We start from the raw sequence: 23,387 nt of genomic DNA, 5'->3' as shown, positions 1-23,387 counted from the left end.
GAACATCACCCGGAGAAGCCGGATGGCGAGGGCGATTCTTTCGAGCGAGGGGGCAGGCCGTCTCGGTCAATCCTGCGCGGCGGACAGCATGTTCTTGCTGCCGGGCCGGCGGGAGGGCGCAGTGGCGCGGCCCGCTACTGGCGCCGGGCCTGCCGGTAGACCTGCGGCGTCATGCCCTCGGTGCGGCGGAACAGCCGCGCGAGATGGCTGGAGTCGGAGAAGCCGCAGTCCATGGCGATCTGCAGGATGTTCTTGTCCGAGAAGGCCAGGTCGGCCTTGGCCAGCCGCAGCCGCGCCGCCACCAGGTGCGCGTGCGGCGTGAGCCCGTAGCGCTGCTTGAAGCGGCGCGCGAAATGGAATTCGCTCATCTCGGCCAGGCGCGCGAGCCGCGCCACGCTGAGCGGCTCGTGCGGATGGCGCTCCACGTGGTCGAAGGCCGCCTGCAGGCCTTCATGCGCCGGCGGCGCCTCGGCATGGACCACGCGCCCGTAGCTGCGCAGCAGGTGCGCCACCAGCGACTGCGCGATGCCGTCGGCATACATGCGCCCGGCCGCGCCGTCGGCATCGAGCGCCGCCACGAGTTGCGCGCCGAGCAGGCGGCCCACGCGGTCGTCGCGGTACAGCGGGCCGTCGCGCGGCTCGAAGTCCTCGAAGTCGATGCCGAAGCGGCGCGCGGTCGCGCGCAGCTCGCCGAGCGAGAAATGGATGTGCAGCAGGTCGAAGGGGCTGGGCGATTCGAAGCCCGTGCGCTCGATGGTGCGCGAGTCGATCAGCCGCACGCTGCCGCCTTCGATCGGGCCGTCCCAGATCACCGTGTCGTCCACGCGCGAGCAGGCGTCCATCGGCAGCAGCACCATCGAGAACATCATGAAGTCCTGCGAGGTCTCGATGTCGAACTGGAAGGGCCCGGCCGTCTTGCGCGTCCAGCGCAGCACCGACACCCCGGTCGACGGCAGGTTCATCAGCGCACCGGCGCTGCGCAGGCCCCACAGGTCTTCCATGTCGTTGAGGTCGCGCAGGGGCAGCATGAGGTGCGTTCGGGAAGAGGCGGCGAGCGCCGAGGCAGTCGAAAGTGCGCGAATTCTCATGCATTTTCCGGGCCAGTCACCGGGGGGTAATCCCGGTCCGGCCGCCGCCCGCGGCGTCCCTTCCGCTTCCCGCGCAGCGCGCGCGGCTACTGCGCCTGCAGCCCGAGCTCCCTCGTCATCGCCTGGTAGGTGGGCCAGGTGCGCTGGATGAAGCGCTGCAGCTCGGCGCCCGTGAGCGGCGCTTCCTCCACGCCGAGCTGCGCCAGCACGTTCCTGACGGCCTCCGACCTGGACGCCGATTCGCGGCAGGCATCGGCGACGCGGCGCACCACGTCGGCCGGAAGGCCCGCGGGGCCCAGGATCATGTTGCACTCGGTGAGGTTCTCGAATGCGGCTCCGGTGAAGCCCTCGTCGGCCCAGGTCGGAATGCCGGGCAGCAGTTTCTCCGAGCGCCCGCCCGAGATGACCAGCACCGGCCGGAAGCTGCCTTTCTGGATCCCGGGGCCCAGGCCCGCCAGCGAACCAGCACCGATGTCGATGTTGCCCGCCATCAGGTCGAACACCATCGGGCCCGTGCCCTTGTAGTTCACGATGTCGAGCCTGGCGCCGGTCTGCTTGGCGAGCTGGGTCATCATGATCTGCCAGCCCGAGCCGATGCCGTAGTTGCCCACCGACACCGGCCGCTGGCGCGCGAGCGCGAGCAGTTCCTTGAAGTTCTTCACCGGCAGGTCCTTCTTCACCACCATCGGCGACACGCCGGTGCTGAAGGCCGCGATCGGCACCAGGTCCTTCGAGGTGTCGAGCGGCACCTTCTTGAGCATCACCGGTGCCTGCGCGAGCTGGCTGTGCAGCGTGATGAGCAGGGTGTAGCCGTCCGCGGGCGAGCGCGCCACGTTGTCCGCCGCGATCATTCCGATGCCGCCGGGCTTGTTCTCCACCACCACCGCCTGGCCCAGGCTCGAGGTCATGTACTCGGCCACCGCGCGCGCGGTGGCGTCGTTGGACGAGCCGGGCGCCTGCGCGGCCACCAGCCGCACCGGCTTGGTGGGCCAGTCCTGCGCGAAGGCCAGCCGCGGCAGTGCGCCGGCGCCCAGCGCCAGGCCGGCCGCGAGCAGCTGCCGCCGCCGGGCGGAATCCAGGGGCAGGGACGGTTCGATCTTGTCTCGTTGCATTTGTTTGTCTCCTTCGGGTCGCTTCAGGTGACGCGGCTGCCGGCGGCAGCGCGTCCACGGGCACGCGCGCCTACATGCCGATGCGGTCGGCCCGCTCGACCAGGTTGCGCACGATGCGCACCGACGCGATGTCGATCATCTTTCCGTCGTACTGCACGGCGCCGAGGCCCTGCGCGAGGGCCTGGTCGTAGGCCTGGATCATGTCGCGCGCACGCGCGACGTCGGCGGCCGGCGGCGAGAAAGCTTCCTGCGCGAGCGCGACCTGCGAGGGATGGATGGCCCACTTGCCGACCATGCCGAGGATCATCGAGCGCCGGCATTCCTCGCGGAAGGCATCGGGGTCCCTGAAGTCGGCGAAGGGGCCGTCGACGGCATCGATGCGGTGCGCACGCGCGGCAATGGTCAGCTTGTGGCGCTGGTAGTGCCAGATGTCGCCGGGGTAGCCGCTGGCGCCGCCGATGTCGCGCAGCGAGATGCCCTGGCTCGCCGAGTAGTCGCCCATGCCGAAGATCAGGCACTCGAGCCGCGGCGTGGAGGCCGCGATCTCCTCGACCCGCATCATGGCCTCGACCTCCTCGATCAGCACGTCGATGCCGATGCGTTTCTTCAAGCCCAGCTTCTTCTCCATCATCGACAGCAGCTTGTCGACGAACTGCACGTCGGCCGCGCTCATCGCCTTGGGCAGCATGATCACGTCGAGGTTCTCGCGCGCGCCCTCGACCACCTCGATGATGTCCTCGTAGGCGTACTCGGTCGTCAGGTCGTTGATGCGCACGCAGCGCGTGGTGCGGCCCCAGTCGAGGCCGTTGAGCGCGTGCACGATCTTCGCGCGCGCGGGGCGTTTCTCCGACGGCGCGACCGCATCCTCGAGATCGAGGAAGACGAAGTCGACGTCCATTCCCGCGGCTTTCTGCATCATCTTCTCGCTCGAGCCGGGCACGGACAGCTGGCAGCGGCGCAGTCTCTGGGGTCGTTCTTGCATGGAACTCGTTTCCTTCAGGCAGTGGTTTCAGTGGATGACGTGGTCGGCGCGCAGCGCCGCGATCTCGGCCGGCGCGAAGCCGAAGCCCTGGAGCACCGCGTCGCTGTGCTCGCCGGTGAGCGGCGCGCGCCGGTGCACGCCGCCGGGCGTGTCGCTCATGTGGACGGGCGTGCCGGCCACGGTCAGCGCGCGCGCGGCGCCCGGCTGCTCGGTCTCCACCAGCATCCCGCGCGCGCGGAAATGCGCGTCCTCGAAGATGTCCTGCGCATCGAACACCGGGCCGAACGGAATCTCGGCGCCGAGCAGCGACGACAGCTCGGCCTTGGTGTGGCGCGCGGTCCATTCGCCGACCAGGGCCTCGACCTCGGCGCGGTGCGCCATGCGCGCCTCGTTGCTCGCGTAGCGCGGATCGCTCGCGAGCTCGGGCCGGCCCATGCGCTGCACCAGCGGCACCCAGAAGCGGTCGTTGGGCACGCCGAGACTCACGTGGCCGTCCTTCGCGGGGAACAGTCCGAAGGGACACAGCAGCGGGTGGCCGTTGCCCTCGGGGCCCGGCGACTCGTGCGAGGCGCTGTACTGGTAGACCAGCCGCTCGCAGATCGCCAGCACCGCATCGACCATCGACACGTCGACGAACTGGCCACGCCCGGTGCGCTGCGCGCGCCAGCAGGCCGAGGCGATGCCGAAGGCGAGGAAGGTCGCGGGCACCAGGTCGCCGACGCCTGGTCCGATCTTGGTCGGCGCACCCGCGGGCACCGGGCCGGTGATGCCCATGATGCCGCCCATCGCCTGCGCGACCGGGTCGTAGGCCGGCCAGTCGGCGTAGGGGCTCCGGCCGCTGCGCGGGTCGCCGAAGCCGCGCATCGCGGCATACACCAGGCGCGGGTTCTCGGCGATCAGCGCCTCGTAGCCCAGGCCCAGCCGTTCCATCACGCCGCAGCGGTAGTTCTCGACCAGCACGTCGGCGCCGCGCACCATGCGCAGCAGCGCGGCCTTGCCGGCGGGCTGCTTGAGGTCGAGCGCAAGCGACTGCTTGTTGCGGTTGATCGAGGCGAAGTAGCCGCCGAAGCCGCCTTCGGCGATGGTCAGCGCGCCGGGCAGGTGCGGGCCGGTCCGGCGCGTGGGGTCGCCACCGGGCGGCTCGATCTTCACCACGCGCGCGCCCTGGTCGGCCAGCATCATGGTGGCGTAGGGGCCGGCCAGCATGCGCGTGAGGTCGAGCACGACCAGGCCGTCGAGCGCGCCGGTGGCGGCGGGGGCAGCCTGCGTCACTGTTGCGCCCAATGGCTCTTGCGCTTGAGCAGCACGGTGCGCTCGGCCTCGACGCAGAGCTTGTCGTCCTGGTTCAGGCCGTAGTGCCGGAAGCGCACGATGCCGGCGTCGTCGCGGTCGGCCGCGCGCGCTTCCAGCACCTCGCTGTAGGCATAGAGGGTGTCGCCATGGAACACCGGGTGCGACAGGCGGATCCGGTCGAGCGCCAGTTCCTGCAGGCACTGTTCGGCCGTGTCCTGGGCCGCGAGCCCGAGCACCATCGACAGGTTGATGCCGCCGAACACCACGCGCTGCGCGAAGATGCCGCGCGCATCCTGCTTCTTCATCGCGTCCTCGTTGAAATGGCCCTCGGCGGTGTTCATCACCAGATTGGTGAGCAGCACGTTGTCCATCTCGGTCACGGTCTTGCCGCGGTGGTGGCGCAGCAGCAGGCCGACCTCGAAGTCCTCGAAATAGTTGTCGGTGCTGGTGAGTTCGGCGCTTCTCATGCCGCGCCGCCTTTCTGCGCCACGGCCGCGAAGGCGCGCCCGGCGATCATGGCCTCGACCTCCGACTTGCCCAGCAGGCTGGTCGCGATGATGCGCTGCTGGATCTCCGAGGTGCCCTCGAAGATCTTCGTGAGCCGCGCGTCGCGCCAGTAGCGTTCGACCGGGAACAGCCTGGTGTAGCCCGCGCCGCCGAAGATCTGCATCGCCTCGGAGGTCACGCGCTCGGCCATCTCGGAGGCGAAGTACTTCGCCATCGAGGCTTCCTTGTCGCAGCGCCGGCCGCTGTCGATCTCGCTGCAGACGAAGTGCATGAGCTGGCGGGCCGCCTCGATCTCGGTCGCCATGGTGGCGATCTTGAAGCGGATCGCCTGGTACTCGGCGATCGGCATGCCGAACTGCTTGCGTTCGCCCGCGTAGGCGATGGCGTCCTCGAGCGCCCCCTGGGCCAGCCCGATGGCACGCGCGGCCGTGTGGGCGCGCGCGCCTTCCAGGCCCTTGGTCATCAGGTGGAAGGCCTTGCCTTCCTCGCCGATCAGGCAGTCCGCCGGCACGCGCAGGCCGTCGAGCGCGAGCTCGAAGGTCTTCCAGCCGAAGTAGCCGATCTTGGGGATCGGCGCGCCGGTCATGCCCTTCGGAAAGCTGCCGCGCTCCTTCTCGATCAGGAAGCAGGAGATGCCGAGCCAGCGCTTGTCGGCGTTGGGCGGCGGCGCGGTGCGCGCAAACAGCGTGATGTAGTCGGCGCCGTCCGCGAAGGTGCACCAGTACTTGTTGCCGGTGATCACCCATTCGTCGCCGTCGCGCACCGCGCGGCAGGAGATCGAGGCCAGGTCGGAGCCGGTATCGGGCTCGGACAGCGCGCTGGCGTTGAGGAACTCGCCGCGCACCACGCGCGGCAGGTACCTGGCGCGCATCTCCTCGGGCATGGCGGCCTTGATCCAGCCGCCCTGGGCGCGCGCGACGATCGAGGCGACCGACATCCAGCCGCGTGCCAGCTCCTCGCAGATCAGGCAGTACTCGAAATAGCCGAGGCCGAGGCCGCCGTACTGCTCGGGAATCATGATCCCGAAGTAGCCCATGTCGGCGATCTTCTGGCGCAGTTCCATCGGGATCTCGCCCTCCGGACCGTCGAGCCTGTTGGCGACCGGCAGCACCTCCTTCATCGTGAATTCGCGCGCCGCGTCGCGGATCATGCGACGCTCTTGCGTCATGTAGCCCAGACCATCTTCCGACATCGTTTCAGTTCCTCGTTTTGACCAGGTTCGTGCGCTTGAAGGCGATGACCTCCTCGCCGCGTTGGTTGCTGCCGCGCGTGTGCCAGGTGACGATGCCGTAGCCCGGGCGGTTGCTCGCCAGGCGCGCGGCCACCACTTCGGAGCGGGCCTCGAGCGTGTCGCCCGGATAGACGGGCCGCAGGTAGCTGAGCTCGTCCACGCCGAGGAAGGGACCGCCGCCCTCGGACAGGTCTTCCACCGACAGGCCGAACACCGTGTTGAACACCAGCAGCGGATTGACCGGCGTGGTCGGGTGGCCATGGGCCTGGGCGAAGGCCTCGTTGGTGTAGTGCGGGTTGTAGTGCAGCGTCAGCGTGGAGAACAGCGTGTTGTCCGCGGCCGTGACCGTGCGGCCCCAGTGGTGCGCGAAGCGGCGGCCGATGTCGAAATCCTCGTACCGGTTGCCGCGTGTCCTGGGCCTGGCCTCGGCCTTCAGGCGTTGGACCGTGATGTCGTTGGGCGTCATTGAATCGCTTCGATCAGGGAGTGGAGGTGGGGGGAGGTGGGGAGTGCCGCGACCGCGTGCACCAACTGCTCGAAGCGCGCGGCGCCGATCACCGGCTCGGCGATCGCGCGCGCCTTGGCATGCAGCCGTTGCCATTGCGCATCGAGGTCGGTGGCGGGAATGGCGACATTGGCCTGCGCGCTCAGCACGCGGCCATCGCGCGTGCGCAAGGTGGCGGTCGCGGTGTCGCGCTGCTGCGTGTCGGCGACATCGAGCGTCACGCGCTCGCGCGCCCGGCGCCAGCGCGGATTGCTTGCCGTCTCGTCGGTGTAGAGACCGAGTGCCGCGGTGTCGGCGCCGTCCAGCGCCAGCGCGGCCAGGTGGCGGATCGAGAACTTGACTTCGAGCCCGGTCGCCGGAGCCTCGATGTCGCAGACGCCGCGATGGTTGCCTTCGCCCGAGACCGTCAGCGTCAGCGTCTCCAGGTCGTCGAGGCCGACGCCGTGGCGCGCGCGCAGTTCGCGGATGGCCTCGATCGACGAGTGCGTGAGGTAGCAGGCGGCGTGGTACTTGAACAGCGTGCGCTCGATCGCGAAGCCGGACGCGGTGTCGATGGTGGCGGGGAAGGGGTTGAGCTCCGGTGCCAGCGTGCGCGCGAAACCCTGAGCGCCCTCGATCGCCTGCTCGTTCGCGGTGAAGCCGCGCGCCGCGAGCTGCGCGGCCATCAGCCCGTTCATCGCGGCCTTGCCCGCGTGCAGCGGCTTGGCCATGGTGCCGAACATCGACTTGAGACCGGCGGCCTGGGTGGCCGCGAGGCCCAGTGCATGCGCTGTGCGCGACGGGTCGAGCCCTTGCAGGTGGGCACAGGCCGCCGCGGCGCCCAGCGTGCCGACGGTGCCGGTCGCATGGAAGCCGTGGCGGTAGTGGCTCGGGCCCACCATCTCGCCGACGCGGCTCTCGATCTCGTGGCCGACCACCACGGCGCGCAGCAGCGCGGGGCCGGAAGCGTCGCGCGCCTGTGCCAGTGCCAGCGCCGCGGGCACCACCGGCACGCTGGGATGGCCGAACATGCGCGAGGCCACGTCGTCGAAGTCGAGCGCATGGCCGGCGGCGCCGTTGATCAGTGCTGCGTCCAGCGGCCGCGCACGGCGGCCGCTCGCGATCAGCGAGGAGGCTTCGCCGCTGCTGCCGCCATATTCTTCCGCGAGTATCCGCACCAGCGGTTCGCTGCTGCCGGCGATGGTCACGGCGAGCCAGTCGAGCATCACGTGCCGCGCCCATTCGAGCGCCAGCGGCGTGATCGCCTGCTGTGCGCCGCCGCCGATCCATTCGGCCAGCAGCCGCGTGGCCTCCACGTCCTTCGTCACGCCGGTGTGCGCTTCGCTCATCTTTTTCCTGCCGTCTGGTTGTCTCGTTCGCTGAAGTATCCGGGCGTGCGTCGGCGAAAAGCATCATGGATGTGATGGTTGAAGACGCGCGAGAACCATCACATATGCGATGGAGGGCGCGCGAGCGAAGCGGCAGACTGCACGCCCATGAATGCACTTCAGCACCCACCGCGCCGCTCGGCGCTCTACGTTCCGGCCTCCAATCCACGCGCCCTCGCCAAGGTCGGCGGCCTCGATGCCGATGCCGTCGTCTTCGACCTCGAAGATGCCGTCGCTCCCGAGATGAAGGAGGCGGCGCGCGGCCACCTGCTGCAGGTCTTCGAAGCCGGACGGCCCGGGCCGCAGTACAGGGTGGTGCGCATCAACGCCATCGGCAGCGCGGACTTCGATGCCGACATGCGCACCGTGGCGCGCTGCCGCCCCGATGCGCTGCTGGTGCCCAAGATCGGCAGCGCGAACGATGTGCGCTTCCTGTCGGAGGCGGCGCTGCGCCATGGCCTGGGCGCTGAATTGCGGCTATGGCTGATGGTCGAGACGGCCGATGCGCTCGCGGCGCTCGACGACATCGTGCGCGCGGGCCTCGGCGCGCGGCCACGGCTCGATGCCCTCGTGGTCGGCACCAACGACCTCGCGAAGGAAACCGGTGTGTTCGCGGGCGACGGCCGTCGCTACCTGATGCCCTGGCTCATGGGTGTCGTATTGAGCGCGAAGCGGCATGGCGTCTGCGTGCTCGACGGCGTCTGGAACGACTTCGCCGACACCGCGGGCTTCGATGCGGAGGCCCTGCAGTCGGCGCGCATGGCCTTCGATGGCAAGACCTTGATCCACCCGTCGCAGATTGCGCCGGCGAACGCGGCCTTCTCTCCGTCGGCGGCGGCGCTCGCGGAGGCGCGGGCGATCGTCGCGGCCTTCGAGCTGCCTCGGCATGCCGGCGCGGGCGTCATCAACCTCGAGGGCCGGATGGTCGAGCGGCTGCACCTCGCGCAGGCGCAGCGTCTGCTGGCGATGCAGGCTGCGATCGAGGCGCGCGGCAACAGCCGCTGAAGGGCGGGCTCAGAAGGTGTGAAGGAACCGTCGCGCGCAGCAGGTTCATTCACACCTTCTCAGCAGTTGCCGGCGGCGGCCAGCAGCGCGGGCAGCAGTTGCTTGCGCCGCTGGTGCAGCCGATCGACCGGCGCACCGATGCCGATCGCCAGCCGCTGGCTGCGGATCTTGGTGGGAATCAGGGTGGCGATCACGCCCGCGCCCGAGGTCGCGAGATTGGCCGATTCGTACCAGCCCTGTTCGCGGGCCTGCTCGACCGCGCGCAGGGTCTGCGCGATCCGTGCGATCGGGCCGCTCTTGCCGCGCTCGGCGTTGTAGCGCCGCAGCAGCAGCTCGATCTGCTCGTCCTTCATCTCGCTCAGCAGCATGATGCCGATGGCGGCGTGGTGCATGGGCCGCTTCACGCCCGGCGAGGGCGAGAAGCGCAGCGCATGCTGCGACTGGATCACCGAGATGTACTGCATCGAGAGGCCGCTCTTGCGCCCGAGCAGCACCGACTCGCCGGTCTCGTTGGCCAGGCGGCGCAGCGTGTCATGGATGGTTTCGCGCTGGCCCGGCATGTGCGTGGCCCATTCGCAGAGGAACGCGACCCGCACCGACGGGCAGTAGCTGCGCGTCGCGCGCTCGTACTCCATGTAGCCCTGGCTGGCCAGAGTCTTGAGCAGCATCGAGACGCTCGATTGCGGCGCGCCCAGCTTCTGCACGATCTCCGCCACGCGCAGCGGCCGCTGCTCGGCCTCGAACAGCTCGAGCAGTTCGAAGACCCGCACTGCGGATTTCACGAGGGTGTTCTGCATGGCCGTTGCTACGCGGTCGGTTCGGGCGGCGGCCGCAGCGCCACGAATTCGCCCGTCAACCGCCCCACGACCTGCCCGCCGTATTCGAGCTGCGACGACACCGAGATGCGGGCCTTGCCCTTGCGCGCCAGCATGCGCGCGAACGGCAGCCACTGCGCGGGTTCGTCGAAGGCCGAGCGCGCGATGAAGTCGCCCTCGATCGGCAGCTCGTAGGCCATGGTGTTGCGCTGGATCACGAGCCGGCTGGCCAGGCCCTCGGCCGTCAGCCGCGTGTTGAGCAGCGACCAGGCCGCGAGGATCGCGACCGCCGAGGCGCTGCCGCCGAACACGGTGTCGCGGTGGTTGATGTTGGGCGCGAGCGGTGCGCGCAGCACCACTTCATGCGGCGCCACCGAGGCGACGGACACGGCCATGGCCTTCGAGAGCGGGATATGGTCGTGGAGGTAGTGCTCCAGGTCTGCGGGGTTCAATGCGGTGGTCTCTTTGGGATGTGTGTGTCGTGCTACTTCGGCCGGTGCGTGTGCATGAGGTCCCACGCCAGGCCCGCGGCCCAGCCGATGCCCACGAGCCAGGCGCCGAGCTGCACGGTGTCGATGTCGGCCGGGGCGAACCAGTGGACCGCGAGGCCGATGAGCAGGCCTGCCGCTGCGCCGACGCAGGAGGTGGGGGAGATCAGGGCTTCGAGCATATCGGCCGGCGGTCTACTTGCGCACCCGCCCCCGCTTGAAGCGCAGGAACACCCCGATCGCCAGCGCCGCCAGGATCCCGCCGAGGATGAACTGCCCCAGGGCCGCGGCCACCGCGGCGCCTGACACCAGGCCGAAGCCGATGAGGGTTTCGAGCAGCTGCAAGGCCGCGTCGAGCTTCGAATGAAAGTAGCGCTTCATCTCGTGTTGCCGTTGCCGTTCGCGATCCGTCTCAAGGATTCCACCGCCGCAACCCCAGTTCCTCCGCCTGCTGCCGATACGCCTGGATGCGTTCCCGCACATAGGCATCGAGCGCGGCCCCCGTGAGCGCGAAGGGATAGAGCCCATGCCGCTCGCGCAGCGCAGCATAGCCGGGCGCGGCCATGGCCTCCTCGAACGCGGTGGTCCAGGCGCGCAGCGCGGCGTCGGGCACGTCGGCGCTGATGTAGAGGCCGCGCACGGTGGGCCACACGAGGTCCACGCCCTGTTCGCGCGCGGTCGGCACGCCCGCGAGCGCACCGCCGAGCCGCGCTTCCGACAGCACCGCGAGCAGGCGCACGGCGGTGCCGCCGGCCATGGCCTGCAGCGCCTCGGCGGCGTCGCCCGCGAACACGTCGACATGCCGGCCCTGCAGCGCGCCGAGCGCATCGCCGCCGCCTTCGAAGGAGACGAAGCGCATCGCGCGGTGGTCGCCGCCGGCGGCGCGCACCAGCAGCGCGGCCTTCACCCAGTCCTGGCTGCCGACGGTGCCGCCGGCGCCGAACACGATGCGCGACGGCGACTGGCGCAGCGCGGCCATCAGCTCGCGCAGGCTGCGGTAGGGCGAATCGCGGTGCACCACGACCACGCCGTAGTCGGTGCCGAGCGCGGCGACCCAGCGCACGGCACTGGTCGGATGCGGGCCGAAGCGGCCCTGCGCGAGGTTGAGCAGCGAGCCGCTCGAGAACGCGACCAGCGTGCCCGGGCCGCCGAGGCGGCCGGTGGCGATGCGGTCGAAGGCGACGGCGCCGATGCCGCCCGGCAGGAAGCGCTGCGCGAGCGGCGCGCGCGCGGGACGCACGGCCTGCAGCGCGTCGCGCGCGAGCGCGCAGGTGAGGGCGAAGCCGCCGCCGGCCTTGGCGGGGATGATGCATTCGGCCGCGGCCTGCGACGGGTCGGCCGGATCGAGCTGCGGCGCCGCGAAGGCGCGCATCGCGCCGCCGGGCAGCAGCAGCGCCGAGAGCGCGCGCAGCGCGTGGCGTCGAGGGTGATCGATGCGGATCGGCATGGCGGGGATTCTGGCCGCGAAACGAGGCGCGAAGGCGCTCAGGCCGTGCCCGGCTTCGGCCACCAGATGATGGCATGCAGCCCGCTGCCGCCTTCGCGTGCCTCGAGCCGCAGTTCGCCGCCATGGCGCTGCGCGATCGAGCGCGCGATGGCCAGGCCGAGCCCGAAGCCGCCCTTGCCGGCGCGCGCGCCGCGCCGGAAGCGCTGGCCGAGCTGGGCGCGTTCCTCCTCGCCGAGGCCGGGGCCGTCGTCCTCGACATTGAGGCTCCAGCCGGCCGCATCGCCGGCCGCGAACACGGTGATGGTGCCCTCGGCCGGCGTGTAGGCGATGGCGTTGGCGACGAGGTTGGTGAGCGCCTCGCGCAGCAGCGCGCGGTCGGCCACCGCAACGAGTTCGACCTGCGCATGCCCCGCGGCCTCGTCGGGTGCCTGGATGCCGAGGTCGATGCGCTTGGCGCGCGCCTGCGGCAGCAGGTCGACGGCCACCTCGCGCAGCAGGCCGGCCAGTTCGAACGCGGCTGGCGCCACGGCCACGGTGTCGCTGCGGCCCAGCGCCAGCAACTGCTGTGCGCTGCGCGTGGCGCGGCCGATCTCGGTGCCGAGCGCGTCGAGCGCGGCGCGCACCTGCAGTGGATCGTGCTGGCGCTGCGCGTAGTCGGCCTGCATCTGCAAGGTGGTGAGGTGGGTGCGCAGCTGGTGCGAGGCATCGTCGAGGAACTGGCGCTGCTGCGCCACCAGGTCCTGCGTGCGCGACATCTGGCGATTGACCGCGGCCACCAGCGGCCGCACGTCGGCGGGCAGGTCGGTGTCGGCGATGCGCGTGAGGTCGTCGGGCTTGCGCGCCTCGACCTCGCGCGCGAGGCGCGACAGCGGCCGCAGCGCCGCCGCCAGCGCGGCACCGGTGCCGAACACCAGCAGCGCCAGCACCAGCGCGTCGCGCAGGGCCGCGCTGCGCACGAAGCGGGTGCTGAATTCCTGGCGCGAGCGCGTGCTCTCGCCGACCTGGATCAGCACGCTGCGCCCGGCGCTGCCCGCGGGCGCGCGGTCGAGCTCGCGCCGGTAGGCCGCGAGCCGCACGGCCTCGCCGAAATACTCGGCGTCGTAGAAGGCCGGCACGCCGAGCGCGAGCGAAGCGGGCGGCGCGGGCAGGTCGGCGCTGCCGAGTTCCACCAGCCCGTCGGAGGTGGCGACGCGAAAGAACACCTGGCCGCTGGCCGTGAGCTCGAAGAACTCGAACATGGTGTAGGGCAGCTCGACCGAGAGCCCGCCCGAGGCGGTCGAGATGTTGGCGTCGATGGACTTGAGCGCGCCGAGCAGCGAGCGGTCGTAGGCCGCGTTGGCCGACGCGAGCGCATCGTGCCGCGTGCGCCACAGCTCGATGCCGGTGACGGCGATCAGCGCGGGCAGCAGCAGCAGCGCGAGCCGCTGCCAGAGGCTGGCGCGGCGCAGCCAGGCGACCGAGGAACGCACCATGCCGTCTTCAGTCCGCCTCGAGCACGTAGCCCAGGCCGCGCAGCGTGACGATGCGCACGCCGCTGCCGTCCAGGCGCTTGCGCAGCCGGTAGACCAGCACCTCGACGGCCTCGGGATGCACCTCCTCGTCGTCGGAGAACACGCGCTCGAGGATCTGCTGCTTCGACAGCGGCTCGCCGCTGCGCTGCACCAGCACGCGCAGCACCGCGAGCTCGCGCGGCGACAGCGCGAGCGCCTCGCCGGCCAGCGTGAACTGCCGCCGCGCGCCGTCGTACACCAGCGGCCCGCAGGCCAGCCGCGGATGCTCGACGCCGCGCGCGCGGCGCACCAGCGCATGCAGCCGGGCCTCGAGCTCGGCCAGCGCGAAGGGCTTGGCGAGGAAGTCGTCGGCGCCGGCATTGAGCGCGCTCACGCGCTCGTCGAGCGAGTCGCGCGCCGTGAGGATCAGCGCGGGCAGCCGCTGGTCGCGTTCGCGCAGCCGCTGCAGCACCGCGTGGCCGTCGAGCCCGGGCAGGCCGAGGTCGAGCACCAGCGCATCGTGGTCGCGCTGCTGCAGCGCGCGGTCGGCCAGCCGGCCGTCGTCCACCCATTCGACCTGGATGCCCGCATGCTCGAGCGCCTTGCTGAGCCAGGTGCCCAGGGTGTGTTCGTCTTCGGCCAGCAGGATGCGCATGGGGCGACTGTAGGGCGCGGCGGTGCCGCCGCCCAGGCGGCTTTCCCGCAGGTCCGCGCTCAATCGGGCTTGATGCCCGCCCGTGCGATCACCTTCTGCCAGCGCGCCTGCTCGCTCGCGATGAACTGCGCGAACTGCTCGGGCGTGCCGCCCACGGCCTCGGCCGCGTCGCCGGTCAGGCGGCGCATCGACTCGGGCGACTTCACGGCGCTCATGGTCTCGGTCGAGAGCTTGGCGAGCTGGGCCGGCGTGATGTTGGCCGGCGCGAGCATGCCGTACCACTGCGTCATCTCGAAGCCCGGGAAGCCCTGCTCGGCCACGGTCGGCACGTCGGGCAACTGGGCCAGCCGCTTGGCCGAACCGGTGGCGATGCAGCGCACCTTGCCGGCCTTGATGAAGGGGATGACCGCCGCCGCGCCGATGGCCGAGGCATCGAGCCGGCCCGAGAGCAGATCGGTCACCATCGGGCCGGTGCCGCGGTAGGGCACGTGCAGCATGAAGACCTCGGAGGTCATCTTGAGGTATTCGAAGGCGAGGTGGCCCGCGCTGCCGTTGCCGGCCGAGCCGTAGCTGAGCTTGCCGGGCTTGCTCTTGGCATAGGCGATGAACTCCTTGAGGTTCTTCGCGGGCACGTCGGGGTGCACCACGTAGAGGCTGGGCACCTTGGCCAGCAGGCTCACGGGCTTGAAGTCCTTGTTCGCGTCGTAGGGCAGCTTGGCGAAGATGTAGGGGTTGACCGCCAGCGTGCCGATGTGGCCCAGGATCAGCGTGTGCTGGTCGGTGCTGCGCGCCACCTCGCTCATCGCGATGTTGCCGGCCGCGCCGGGCTTGTTGTCGACGAACACGCTCTGGCCCAGCGTGCGCGACAGCTCCACCGCGGTCGAGCGCGCCACGATCTCCGAGCTGCCGCCCGGCGCGAAGGGCACGACGAAGCGCACCGACTTGTTGGGCCAGGTGTCGTCGGCGCGCGCGAGGCCGGCGAAGCCCGGCAGCAGGCCGCCGAGGGCGAGGGCGCTACCCGATTGCAACCATTGGCGGCGGGTGGGCGAACCCAGGTCATGGGGAAGGTCGAGGCGCATCGGTCTTGTCTCCGTGGTTTTTCGGGAAGGCCGCATGGTGCCTGGGGCTGGCTGTCGGAATGCTGTCAGTCCCGCTGGCGGCCGCGCAGCAGGTTCATTCACACCTTCTCAACCCTTCGCGCGCTGCAGGTGCGTGGTGATGAAGAAGCGTTCGCCCGGGTGCGTGGCGACCGAACTCACGAGCACCTCGCCCTCGGCGTCGAGGTAGCGCCGCAGGATCTGCAAGGTCGCGCTGCCGGCCTCGATGCGCAGCTTGCGCGCCATGGCCGCCGAGGCGTCGACCGCGCGCACCTGCTGCACGATCTCGGCCACGCGCAGGCCGTAGTGCTGCTCGAGCAGCGCGCTGACCAGCGTGTCGGGCGCGGCGCGCACCAGCGCCTCGAGCGCCGCGTACTGGGTGTCGACGTAGATGTCGGTCCAGCCCAGCGGCAGGCCCTGCGGGCCTTCCTCCATGCGCAGGCTCGAGATGCGCAGCCAGCGCGTGCCTTCCTCGCAACCGAGCAGGCGCGACAGCGCGGCATTGCTCGCGATGGTGTCGATCTCGGGCGCCAGGCGCAGGTGGGCGGCGCCGTACTGCATCAGGTCCTCCACCGAGGCCAGCGACTGCTGGAAGCCCATGCGCGCCACCGTCGACTCGACGCGCGTGCCCACGTTCTTGCGCCGCGACACCAGACCCGCGTCCTGCAGTTCCTGCAGCGCCATGCGCACCGTGTGGCGGCTGATCCCATAGTGGTCGCGCAGCTCGAGTTCGGTCGGCAGCAGCGAGCCCAGCGGGAAGCGGCCCGAGGCGATGCCTTCCTTCAGTTCCTGGGCGATGTCGGTGAAGCGCGGCTTGTTCATGGTGGCTCGATTTTGACCTAAGGGTAAACCCTATTCATGCATATGTCCGAACATATTAAATTAAATATGTCCGAACATATCAAGGCCCGTCCATGTCCTCCGCCTCCCTCCCGATGGCCAGCACCGTCGTCGATTCGATCCTTTTCCGCGACGCCTTCGGCACCGCGCCGATGCGCGCGCTGTTCTCCGACGTGGCGCTGATCCAGCGCTACATCGATGCCGAGATCGCGCTGGCGCGCGCCGAAGCCAAGGTGGGCGTGATCCCGGCCGACGCGGCCGAGGTCATCGCGCGCGAGTCGCGCATCGAGCGCATCGACTTCGACCACATGCGCCACGAGACCGACATCGTGGGCTACCCGATCCTGCCGCTGGTGCACCAGCTGGTCGCCATGTGCGGCGAGGCGGGCCGCTACGTGCACTGGGGTGCGACCACGCAGGACATCATGGACACGGCCGTCGCGCTGCAGGTGCGCGATGCGCTCGACCTGGTCGACGCCGAGATCCGCGAGCTGCGCGGCATCCTGGCCGACCTCGCGCGCAAGCACCGCGACACGCCGATGGCCGGGCGCACGCACCTGCAGCAGGCGCTGCCCGTGACCTTCGGCTACAAGGTCGCGATCTGGCTCGCCATGTTCGACCGCCACCAGCAGCGCCTGGCCGAGCTGCGCCCGCGCGTGGCCGTGGTCGAGTTCGCGGGCGCGGCCGGCACGCTGGCCTCGCTGGGCGACAAGGGCTTCGAGGTGCAGGCGGCGATGGCCGAGGAACTCGAGCTCGGCGTGCCCGCGACCACCTGGCACGTGGCGCGCGACGGCTTCGCCGAGGCGGTGAACCTGCTGGCGCTCATCACCGGTTCGCTCGGCAAGATCGCGCTCGACATCATGATCATGGCCTCGACCGAGTTCGCCGAGGTCTACGAGCCCTTCGTGAAGGGACGCGGCGCGAGCAGCACCATGCCGCAGAAGCGCAACCCGATCTCGAGCGAGCTGATGCTCGCGGCCTCGAAGGCGGTGCGCCAGCATGCGGGCCTGATGGTCGATGCGATGGTGCAGGACTTCGAGCGCGCCACCGGCCCCTGGCATGCCGAGTGGATCGCGATTCCCGAGAGCTTCATCCTCACGGCCGGTGCGTTGCACCAGGCCAAGTTCGCGCTCGGCGGGCTGATCGTCGACGAGGCGCGCATGAAGCACAACCTGGGCATCAGCCGCGGCCTGATCGTGGCCGAGGCCGTGATGATGGGCATGGCGCCGCACATCGGTCGCCAGCAGGCGCACGACGTGGTCTACGACGCCTGCCGCACCGTCAACGAGAAGGGCGGCACGCTGGCCGAAGCGCTGGCCGCGCTGCCCGAGGTCACGGCGCATTTCGACCGCGCGGCCATCGATCGCCTGACCGACCCCGCCAACTACCTGGGCCTCGCGCCCCGGATGGTGGACCGCGCGCTGGCGCTGTCCGCCCAGGCCCGGGGCTGAGCCCGGGCACCCAAGGAGACAACCATGCTCAACGATTCCACCCTGGTCGCGCCGCCGAAGAAGCTGCCCTGGTACCGCAAGCTAGGCATGCAGGTGCTGGTCGCGCTGCTGCTGGGCATCGCGGTCGGCTTCCTGTTCCCGAAGTTCGCGGGGCAGCTCAAGCTGCTGGGCGACATGTTCCTGTCGCTCATCAAGGCGGGCGTGGCGCCGCTGGTGTTCCTCACCATCGTGCACGGCATCGCCTCGGCCGGCGACGTGCGCAGCGCGGGGCGCGTGGGCTGGCGCTCGCTGGTGTATTTCGAGGTGATCTCGACCATCGCGCTGGTCATCGGCCTGCTCGCGGGCAACCTGCTGCAGACCGGCAAGGGCATGGCCTCGGTGGCCGGCGCGGCCGCGGCACCGGCGGTGAAGGCCGCCGCGCCGCAGGGCTTCCTCGAATTCATGGCGCACATCGTGCCCGACAACTTCGTCGGCGCCTTCGCCAAGGGCGAGCTGCTGCAGGTGGTGGTGCTGGCGGTGATGGTGGGCATCGGCATCCTCGCGATCCCCGAGAGCCGGCGCGAGAAGATCAACGGCGGCCTCGACATCATCTCGGAGGTGCTGTTCTCGTTCATCAACCTGGTGATGAAGCTCGCGCCCATCGGCACCTTCGGCGCGGTGGCCTATTCGGTGGGCAGCAACGGCTCCGCGGTGCTGGTGGCGCTGGCGCAGCTGGTGCTGAGCTTCTATGCGGTGATCGTGCTGTTCATCGCGGTGGTGCTGGGGCTGGTCGCGAAGTTCGCGGGCTTCAGCCTGTGGCGCTTCCTGCGCTACATCAAGGACGAGATCCTGATCGTGCTGGGCACCGCCTCCTCGGAGAGCGCGCTGCCGCGCCTGCTCGTGAAGCTCGAGCGCCTGGGCTGCGCCAAGCAGACCGTGGGCCTGGTGCTGCCCACGGGCTATGCCTTCAACCTCGACGGCACCTCGATCTTCATGGCCATGGGCGTGATGTTCATCGCGCATGCCTACGGCGTGCCGCTCACGCTCGACCACCAGATCGGCATCCTGCTGCTGATGCTGCTGACCTCGAAGGGCGCGGCCACGGTTTCGGGCGGCTCGTTCGTGGTGTTCGCGGCCACCGTCACCTCGACCGGGCTGCTGCCGGTCGAGGGCCTGGCGGTGATCTTCGGCGTCTACCGCTTCCTGTCGATGGCCATCTCGACCTGCAACGTGATCGGCAACAGCGTGGCCACGGTGGTGGTCGCCAAGTGGTCGGGCACCTTCGACGCGCAGCAGGCCGAGCGCCACCTCTACCCGGAGCGCTACCCCGACACCGCGCAGGCCGACCAGGACCTCGACGACGGCGTGGCGCCCGTCGACGCCCATGCCGCGCGGGCCTGATGCCATGACTGCCATGACCGCCATGCGCATCGAACACGACGCCTTCGGCCCCGTCGAGATTCCGGCCGACCGCTACTGGGGCGCACAGACCCAGCGCGCGCTGGGGGTCTTCGAGATCGGCGAGGAGCGTTTTCCCGCGGGCCTGATCCACGCCTTCGGCCTGCAGAAGATGGCCGCGGCGCGCGCCAATGTGCGCTGCGGCGCGCTCGACGCGGCGCAGGCGGCGCCGATCCTCGAGGCCGCCGCCGAGCTGCGCGACGGTCGCTTCGACGACCACTTTCCGCTCACCGTGTGGCAGACGGGCTCGGGCACGCAGACCAACATGAACGCGAACGAGGTCATCGCCAACCGCGCGAACGAACTGCTGGGGCAGCCGCTCGGTACCAAGTCGCCGGTGCATCCGAACGACCACGTCAACGCCTCGCAGTCGTCGAACGACAGCTTTCCGACCGTGATGCACATCGCGACCGCGCTCGAACTGCGCGAGCGCCTGCGGCCCGCGCTGCAGTTGCTGCAGCAGCACCTGCACGAGCGCAGCGAAGCCTTCGCGGACGTGCTGAAGATCGCGCGCACCCACCTGATGGACGCGGTGCCGATGACCTTGGGGCAGAGCTTCGACGCCTTCGCGCGCCAGGTCGGCCACGGCATCGACCGCATCGACGCCACCTTCGCGCGGCTGCAACTGCTGGCCCAGGGCGGCACCGCGGCGGGCACCGGGCTCAATGCGCCGCCGGGCTTCGATGCCGCCTTCTGCGAGGAACTGAGCGCGCTCAGCGGCATCGCCTTCGCGCCCAACCCCAGCAAGTTCGAAGGCATGGCCTCGCACGACGCGCTGGTGGAGGTGTCGGGCGCGCTCAACGTGCTCGCGACCTCGCTCGTGAAGATGGCCAACGACCTGCGGCTCCTGGGCTCGGGCCCGCGCTGCGGCCTGGGCGAGCTGCGCATTCCGGACGACGGGCTCACGAGCTCGATCATGCCGGGCAAGCGCAACCCGACCATCGCCGAAGTGGTGGTGCAGGCCGGGCTGCAGGCCATGGGCAACCACCTCACCATCACCATGGCGGGCGCCTCGGGCAACTTCGAGCTCAACGTGGCCAAGCCGCTGATCATCCAGAACCTGCTGCAGTCGATCCGCGTGCTGGCCGATGCCTCGCGCGTGTTCGCCGAGCGGCTGGTGAAGGACATCGAGCCCGAGCGCGCGCGGCTCGCGGCGAACGTCGACAACGCCTTGCTGGCGGTGACGGCGCTGAATCCCGTGCTGGGCTACGACCGCGTGGCGCGCATCACGCGCGAGGCGCTCGCGCGCGGCATCACGCCGCGGGCGGCGGCCATCGCCTTGCAGCTCATCGACGGCGACGCGTACGACCGGCTCGTCGATCCGGCGGCGATGGCCAGGCCCGCGGGCAGCGCTGCGGCCTGAGGGACCCGGGCGCCGGGCCGGGGGGCCGCGAAACAGCAGGGTGAAAGAAAAAGTAAGGTGCAAACTCCGCGGCCGCGCCCCAGAATCCGGGGCGAAACGGCGGCGGAGTCCGCGCGGCGATGGCGCCCGGCCTCCACCCATCCCGAGGGCGGCGAGCAGGCGCCACGGATGCCGGTAGTTCCAGAACCCCTGACGGACGAGCACACCCATTCCCGCGAAGCCCCGCATGAATTCGAGGACCCGGACGGCCACTTCATTCATGGCGCCATGCCGGACGATGTTCGGGTTGCGGTGCGCCGCGATCCGCGCGGCGCTGGGACTCGCCTGGTTGCTGCTCGCGTGCCTGGCGCTGCCGAGCCAGGCGCAGCCGGGGCCGCTGCGGCTCGATGCCGGCCTGAGCATGTTCGAGCGCAACCTCGACGGGCGTTCGCAGGCCTACTACGACGCCACCGGCCAGCTGACGCGCGAGCAGGTGGCATCGTCGCCCTACCAGGAACGATTCGAGACGCTGCCAGGCGCCCTCAACGGCGGCTACGCCCGGGGCGCGTGGTGGGTGCGCTTCCAGGTCCAGGCTTCGCCCGCGGAGGTCGAGCGCCCGCTCGAGAGCGGCTGGTGGTTGCGGCTCAATGCACCGTATGTCGACTACCTCGACGTCTGGTGGCCCGATGCCGGCGCCGGCGCGAACGGTGGCTTCGCGCACCGCGCGCTGGGCGGGATGCGTGCCAGCGCCCAGCGCGAGATGCCCTGGTCGATCTCGGCCGTGCGCCTGCCCGCGCTGCCCGATACCGAGCCGCGCTGGGTCTGGGTGCGCCTGGCGGGCGACCGCACCCTGAGCCTCGCCGGCGGTGTCTCGCCGTTGAGGGAACTGGCCACGGTGCAGCAGCGGCTCAACTACGCCGACGCGGCGGTCGTCGGCATGGCCCTGTTGATGGCGGTGGTCAGCCTGATGATGGGCATTGCGCTGCCGGACCGCCGCTTCATCGCCTACGCCGGCTACCTCGTCACGCTCGGCCTGCTGTTCGGGAGCTCGGAGGGCATGCCGGCATTCCTGTGGCTGCAGAACAGCCCCGTGGCCGCCGTTCGGCTGCACAACTTCTCGGTCTGCCTGCACACGGCGGCCGCGTTCGGCTTCGCCCGCGTGCTGCTCGACATGGAGCGGCAGTTCCCGCGCATGAACCGCGTGTTCCAGGTCATGACGCTGGTCTGCCTCGCGGCGTGCGCGGTGGCCATCGCCGGCGGCTACGGGCATGTCGCGCGGCCGCTGAACCTGGCGTGGGTGGTCTTCGCGGCCTGCGTGGTGCCGATGTGCGTCATGGCGCTGCGCCGGAACATCCAGGCCTGGCCGGGGCTGATCGGCTATGCGATCTACTTCCTGATGGGCTCGGTGCACTTCGCCAAGAACCTGCAGTGGCTGCCCTACACGCAGCTCACGCAGTACAGCTATGTGTTCGGCAGCATCCTGCACATCATGGCCTTCTTCTTCGCGCTGGGCTGGCGCGTGCGCCATCGCGAGCGGCGGGCGCTGTCGCTGTCGCTGCGGCATCGCGCGCGGCTCGCGCGGCGCGTGAACGAGCGCACGCGCGACCTGCGCCAGGAGATCGCCGAGCACCATCGCACCCACGACCAGCTGGCGCTGGCGTTGCGCGAGCAGCGCGGCCTGCTGGCCATGGTGTCGCACGAGTTCCGCACGCCGCTCGGCACCATCGGCGGCTCGGCGCAGATCCTCTCGGACGACCGGCTCGGGCTGGCGCGCGAGGAGGTCAAGAAGGAGGCCGAGAAGATCAGCCGCACGGTCTTTCGCATGCGTGACCTGGTCGACACCCTGCTGGCCGACGAATGGCTCGATGCCTCGAGCAACAACCTGAGCCTGGCGCCGATCGAGCTCGCGGTGTTCCTGCGCGAGAAGATCGAGGAGCACAACGAGGGCGTCGCCGGCGGGCGCATCTCGCTGCAGCTCGACGCGCGCGAGCTGCCGGTGCTGGCGGACGAGACGCTGATGCACATCGCGATGGACAACCTGCTGACCAACGCCATCAAGTACGCGCCGCCGCATTCGCCGGTGCGCGTGCGCGCCGGCATCCGGCGCTGCCGTTCCGACGATTTTCCCGAGGGCGACGCGATACCGGGCGTCTGCATCCAGGTGTGCGACGAAGGCCCGGGCTTCATGCCGCAGGACCTGACGCACGTGTTCGAGCGCTTCTATCGCGCGGCCGGCGTGCGGCGCATTCCGGGCATCGGGCTGGGCCTGCACATGGTGCACCGCATCGCCACGGTTCACGGTGGCAGCGTGGTCGCGTCCAACGGGCCCGGCGAGGGCGCCGTGCTGACGCTGACGTTGCCGCTGCTGGGCAGCGCCGAGCCGCCGGAAACCCGTCGTGCGATCGCGATGTCGATGGCCGACCCCGGAGGCGGCCGATGACCGCCGCCACCCGCGTGCTGGTCATCGAGGACGACGAGGACCTGCGCGACACGGTGCTGCGCTACCTGCGCGGCGTGGGCATGCTGGCCCATGGCGTGGACAGCGCCGAGAAGCTCGACGCGGAACTGGAGCGGCAGGATTTCGATGCCGTGGTGTGCGACGTCAACCTGCCGGGCGAGGATGGATTCAGCGTGCTGGCGCGGCTGCGATCGCGCAGCGCCATGCGCATCGTGATGCTGACTGCGCGCGGCATGCTGAACGACCGCCTGCATGGACTGGGACTGGGCGCCGACTACTACCTGGTCAAGCCGGTGAACCTGCGCGAGCTCGAGATGGTGCTCAACAACCTGCTGCAGCGCAGCCAGGAAACGCCGGGGCAGGGGATGCGCGAGCCCGGCGTCGCGGAGGCCGGCGAACTCGCCGTGCACGCGCCCTGGCGCTATCACTACACCACCTGGCTGCTGCTGTCGCCCACCGGCCAGCGCGTGCAGTTGTCGAACGCGGAAGCGCGGCTGCTGCAATGCCTGATCGAGCAGCCGCGCGAAGTGGTGGACCGCGGCACGCTGCTCGCGGCGATGGGGCGGCCCGGCCTCGAAGCCTATGAGCGCAACCTCGATGTCACGGTCTCGCGCCTGCGGCGCAAGGCCGAGCAGGCCAGCGGCGAGAAGCTGCCGATCGTCGCGGTGCGCGGCGAGGGCTACAGCTTCCAGGGGGATGCGCGCATCGAGCCTTGATCCAGGCGAGTACGAAGGCATTCCTTTGTCGGCGGGGCCACGGTTTTCCAGAGGGATTTGC

Annotated in this window: 23 protein-coding genes; 6 read left to right on the top strand and 17 right to left on the bottom strand. The window is 70.3% G+C overall.

Annotation, left to right across the window (positions count from 1 at the left end; translation table 11 throughout):
• Positions 1-134 precede the first annotated feature (134 nt).
• The 8 genes from AC07RM_RS20635 to AC07RM_RS20600 all read right to left on the bottom strand — a co-directional run bounded on the left by AC07RM_RS20635 (position 135) and on the right by AC07RM_RS20600 (position 8,046).
• Positions 135-1,028 (bottom strand): helix-turn-helix domain-containing protein, encoded by an 894-nt coding sequence (locus AC07RM_RS20635; protein ID WP_177239591.1) that lies wholly within the window; start codon positions 1,026-1,028, stop codon positions 135-137.
• Positions 1,029-1,174: 146 nt separating this feature from the next.
• The gene (locus AC07RM_RS20630; protein WP_495335699.1) at positions 1,175-2,200 is read right to left on the bottom strand and encodes a Bug family tripartite tricarboxylate transporter substrate binding protein; all 1,026 of its coding nucleotides are present in this window, start codon (positions 2,198-2,200) and stop codon (positions 1,175-1,177) included.
• Between the two features lie 70 nt (positions 2,201-2,270).
• Positions 2,271-3,182 carry an HpcH/HpaI aldolase/citrate lyase family protein gene (locus AC07RM_RS20625; RefSeq protein ID WP_261216515.1) on the bottom strand — a complete coding sequence of 304 codons (912 nt, stop codon included), beginning with the start codon at positions 3,180-3,182 and terminating at the stop codon, positions 2,271-2,273.
• Between the two features lie 27 nt (positions 3,183-3,209).
• Positions 3,210-4,454 carry a CaiB/BaiF CoA transferase family protein gene (locus AC07RM_RS20620; protein ID WP_093356086.1) on the bottom strand — a complete coding sequence of 415 codons (1,245 nt, stop codon included), beginning with the start codon at positions 4,452-4,454 and terminating at the stop codon, positions 3,210-3,212.
• Positions 4,451-4,942: a MaoC family dehydratase gene (locus AC07RM_RS20615; protein WP_208508066.1), complete on the bottom strand. Its 492-nt coding sequence runs from the start codon at positions 4,940-4,942 to the stop codon at positions 4,451-4,453. Before AC07RM_RS20615 ends, AC07RM_RS20620 begins: the two co-directional genes overlap by 4 nt.
• Positions 4,939-6,174 (bottom strand): acyl-CoA dehydrogenase family protein, encoded by a 1,236-nt coding sequence (locus AC07RM_RS20610; RefSeq protein WP_296789359.1) that lies wholly within the window; start codon positions 6,172-6,174, stop codon positions 4,939-4,941. Before AC07RM_RS20610 ends, AC07RM_RS20615 begins: the two co-directional genes overlap by 4 nt.
• Positions 6,175-6,178: 4 nt before the next feature.
• Positions 6,179-6,679: a MaoC family dehydratase gene (locus AC07RM_RS20605; RefSeq protein ID WP_057593609.1), complete on the bottom strand. Its 501-nt coding sequence runs from the start codon at positions 6,677-6,679 to the stop codon at positions 6,179-6,181.
• Positions 6,676-8,046: an MmgE/PrpD family protein gene (locus AC07RM_RS20600; protein ID WP_495335698.1), complete on the bottom strand. Its 1,371-nt coding sequence runs from the start codon at positions 8,044-8,046 to the stop codon at positions 6,676-6,678. Before AC07RM_RS20600 ends, AC07RM_RS20605 begins: the two co-directional genes overlap by 4 nt.
• Before the next feature lie 147 nt (positions 8,047-8,193).
• On the opposite strand from AC07RM_RS20600, the gene AC07RM_RS20595 reads away from it, so the two are divergent.
• On the top strand, positions 8,194-9,090 hold the full coding sequence (locus AC07RM_RS20595; protein ID WP_495335696.1) for an HpcH/HpaI aldolase/citrate lyase family protein: 897 nt from the start codon (positions 8,194-8,196) through the stop codon (positions 9,088-9,090).
• Between the two features lie 59 nt (positions 9,091-9,149).
• Here AC07RM_RS20595 and AC07RM_RS20590 read toward each other — a convergent pair whose 3' ends face one another.
• The 9 genes from AC07RM_RS20590 to AC07RM_RS20550 form a co-directional block, all read right to left on the bottom strand.
• Positions 9,150-9,887, bottom strand: coding sequence for an IclR family transcriptional regulator (locus tag AC07RM_RS20590; RefSeq protein WP_495335695.1), 738 nt, complete (start codon positions 9,885-9,887; stop codon positions 9,150-9,152).
• A gap of 8 nt (positions 9,888-9,895) precedes the next feature.
• Positions 9,896-10,357, bottom strand: coding sequence for a YiiD C-terminal domain-containing protein (locus tag AC07RM_RS20585; protein ID WP_057593613.1), 462 nt, complete (start codon positions 10,355-10,357; stop codon positions 9,896-9,898).
• A 32-nt stretch (positions 10,358-10,389) separates the two neighbouring features.
• A complete protein-coding gene (locus AC07RM_RS20580) occupies positions 10,390-10,575 on the bottom strand; it encodes a hypothetical protein (RefSeq protein ID WP_431509414.1) in 186 nt (61 codons plus the stop codon).
• Positions 10,576-10,588: 13 nt separating this feature from the next.
• Entirely contained in the window at positions 10,589-10,774 is a 186-nt protein-coding gene (locus AC07RM_RS20575) for a hypothetical protein (protein ID WP_057593617.1), read from the bottom strand.
• Between the two features lie 31 nt (positions 10,775-10,805).
• Positions 10,806-11,840 carry a tripartite tricarboxylate transporter substrate binding protein gene (locus tag AC07RM_RS20570; protein ID WP_495335694.1) on the bottom strand — a complete coding sequence of 345 codons (1,035 nt, stop codon included), beginning with the start codon at positions 11,838-11,840 and terminating at the stop codon, positions 10,806-10,808.
• A 38-nt stretch (positions 11,841-11,878) separates the two neighbouring features.
• On the bottom strand, positions 11,879-13,312 hold the full coding sequence (locus tag AC07RM_RS20565) for a sensor histidine kinase (protein WP_495335693.1): 1,434 nt from the start codon (positions 13,310-13,312) through the stop codon (positions 11,879-11,881).
• Between the two features lie 7 nt (positions 13,313-13,319).
• Positions 13,320-13,985: a response regulator gene (locus tag AC07RM_RS20560; RefSeq protein ID WP_296739584.1), complete on the bottom strand. Its 666-nt coding sequence runs from the start codon at positions 13,983-13,985 to the stop codon at positions 13,320-13,322.
• Positions 13,986-14,044: 59 nt separating this feature from the next.
• Positions 14,045-15,064 (bottom strand): Bug family tripartite tricarboxylate transporter substrate binding protein, encoded by a 1,020-nt coding sequence (locus AC07RM_RS20555; protein ID WP_495335692.1) that lies wholly within the window; start codon positions 15,062-15,064, stop codon positions 14,045-14,047.
• Positions 15,065-15,172: 108 nt separating this feature from the next.
• On the bottom strand, positions 15,173-15,904 hold the full coding sequence (locus AC07RM_RS20550) for a GntR family transcriptional regulator (protein WP_495317334.1): 732 nt from the start codon (positions 15,902-15,904) through the stop codon (positions 15,173-15,175).
• 92 nt (positions 15,905-15,996) lie between these two features.
• On the opposite strand from AC07RM_RS20550, the gene AC07RM_RS20545 reads away from it, so the two are divergent.
• From AC07RM_RS20545 to AC07RM_RS20525, 5 genes are all read left to right on the top strand, one after another.
• Entirely contained in the window at positions 15,997-17,373 is a 1,377-nt protein-coding gene (locus AC07RM_RS20545; RefSeq protein ID WP_495335691.1) for a class-II fumarase/aspartase family protein, read from the top strand.
• A gap of 24 nt (positions 17,374-17,397) precedes the next feature.
• Positions 17,398-18,753, top strand: coding sequence for a cation:dicarboxylate symporter family transporter (locus tag AC07RM_RS20540; RefSeq protein WP_398493403.1), 1,356 nt, complete (start codon positions 17,398-17,400; stop codon positions 18,751-18,753).
• Between the two features lie 13 nt (positions 18,754-18,766).
• Positions 18,767-20,173, top strand: coding sequence for a class II fumarate hydratase (locus tag AC07RM_RS20535; protein WP_495335690.1), 1,407 nt, complete (start codon positions 18,767-18,769; stop codon positions 20,171-20,173).
• Between the two features lie 277 nt (positions 20,174-20,450).
• The gene (locus AC07RM_RS20530) at positions 20,451-22,592 is read left to right on the top strand and encodes a sensor histidine kinase (RefSeq protein WP_495335689.1); all 2,142 of its coding nucleotides are present in this window, start codon (positions 20,451-20,453) and stop codon (positions 22,590-22,592) included.
• Positions 22,589-23,326, top strand: a complete 738-nt coding sequence (locus AC07RM_RS20525; protein ID WP_495335688.1) for a response regulator transcription factor — start codon at positions 22,589-22,591, stop codon at positions 23,324-23,326. Before AC07RM_RS20530 ends, AC07RM_RS20525 begins: the two co-directional genes overlap by 4 nt.
• The last annotated feature ends 61 nt before the right edge of the window (positions 23,327-23,387 follow it).

This window comes from Variovorax sp. GW821-FHT09B05, from assembly GCF_059418265.1.
This window is presented reverse-complemented; position numbering and strand designations above follow the sequence as displayed.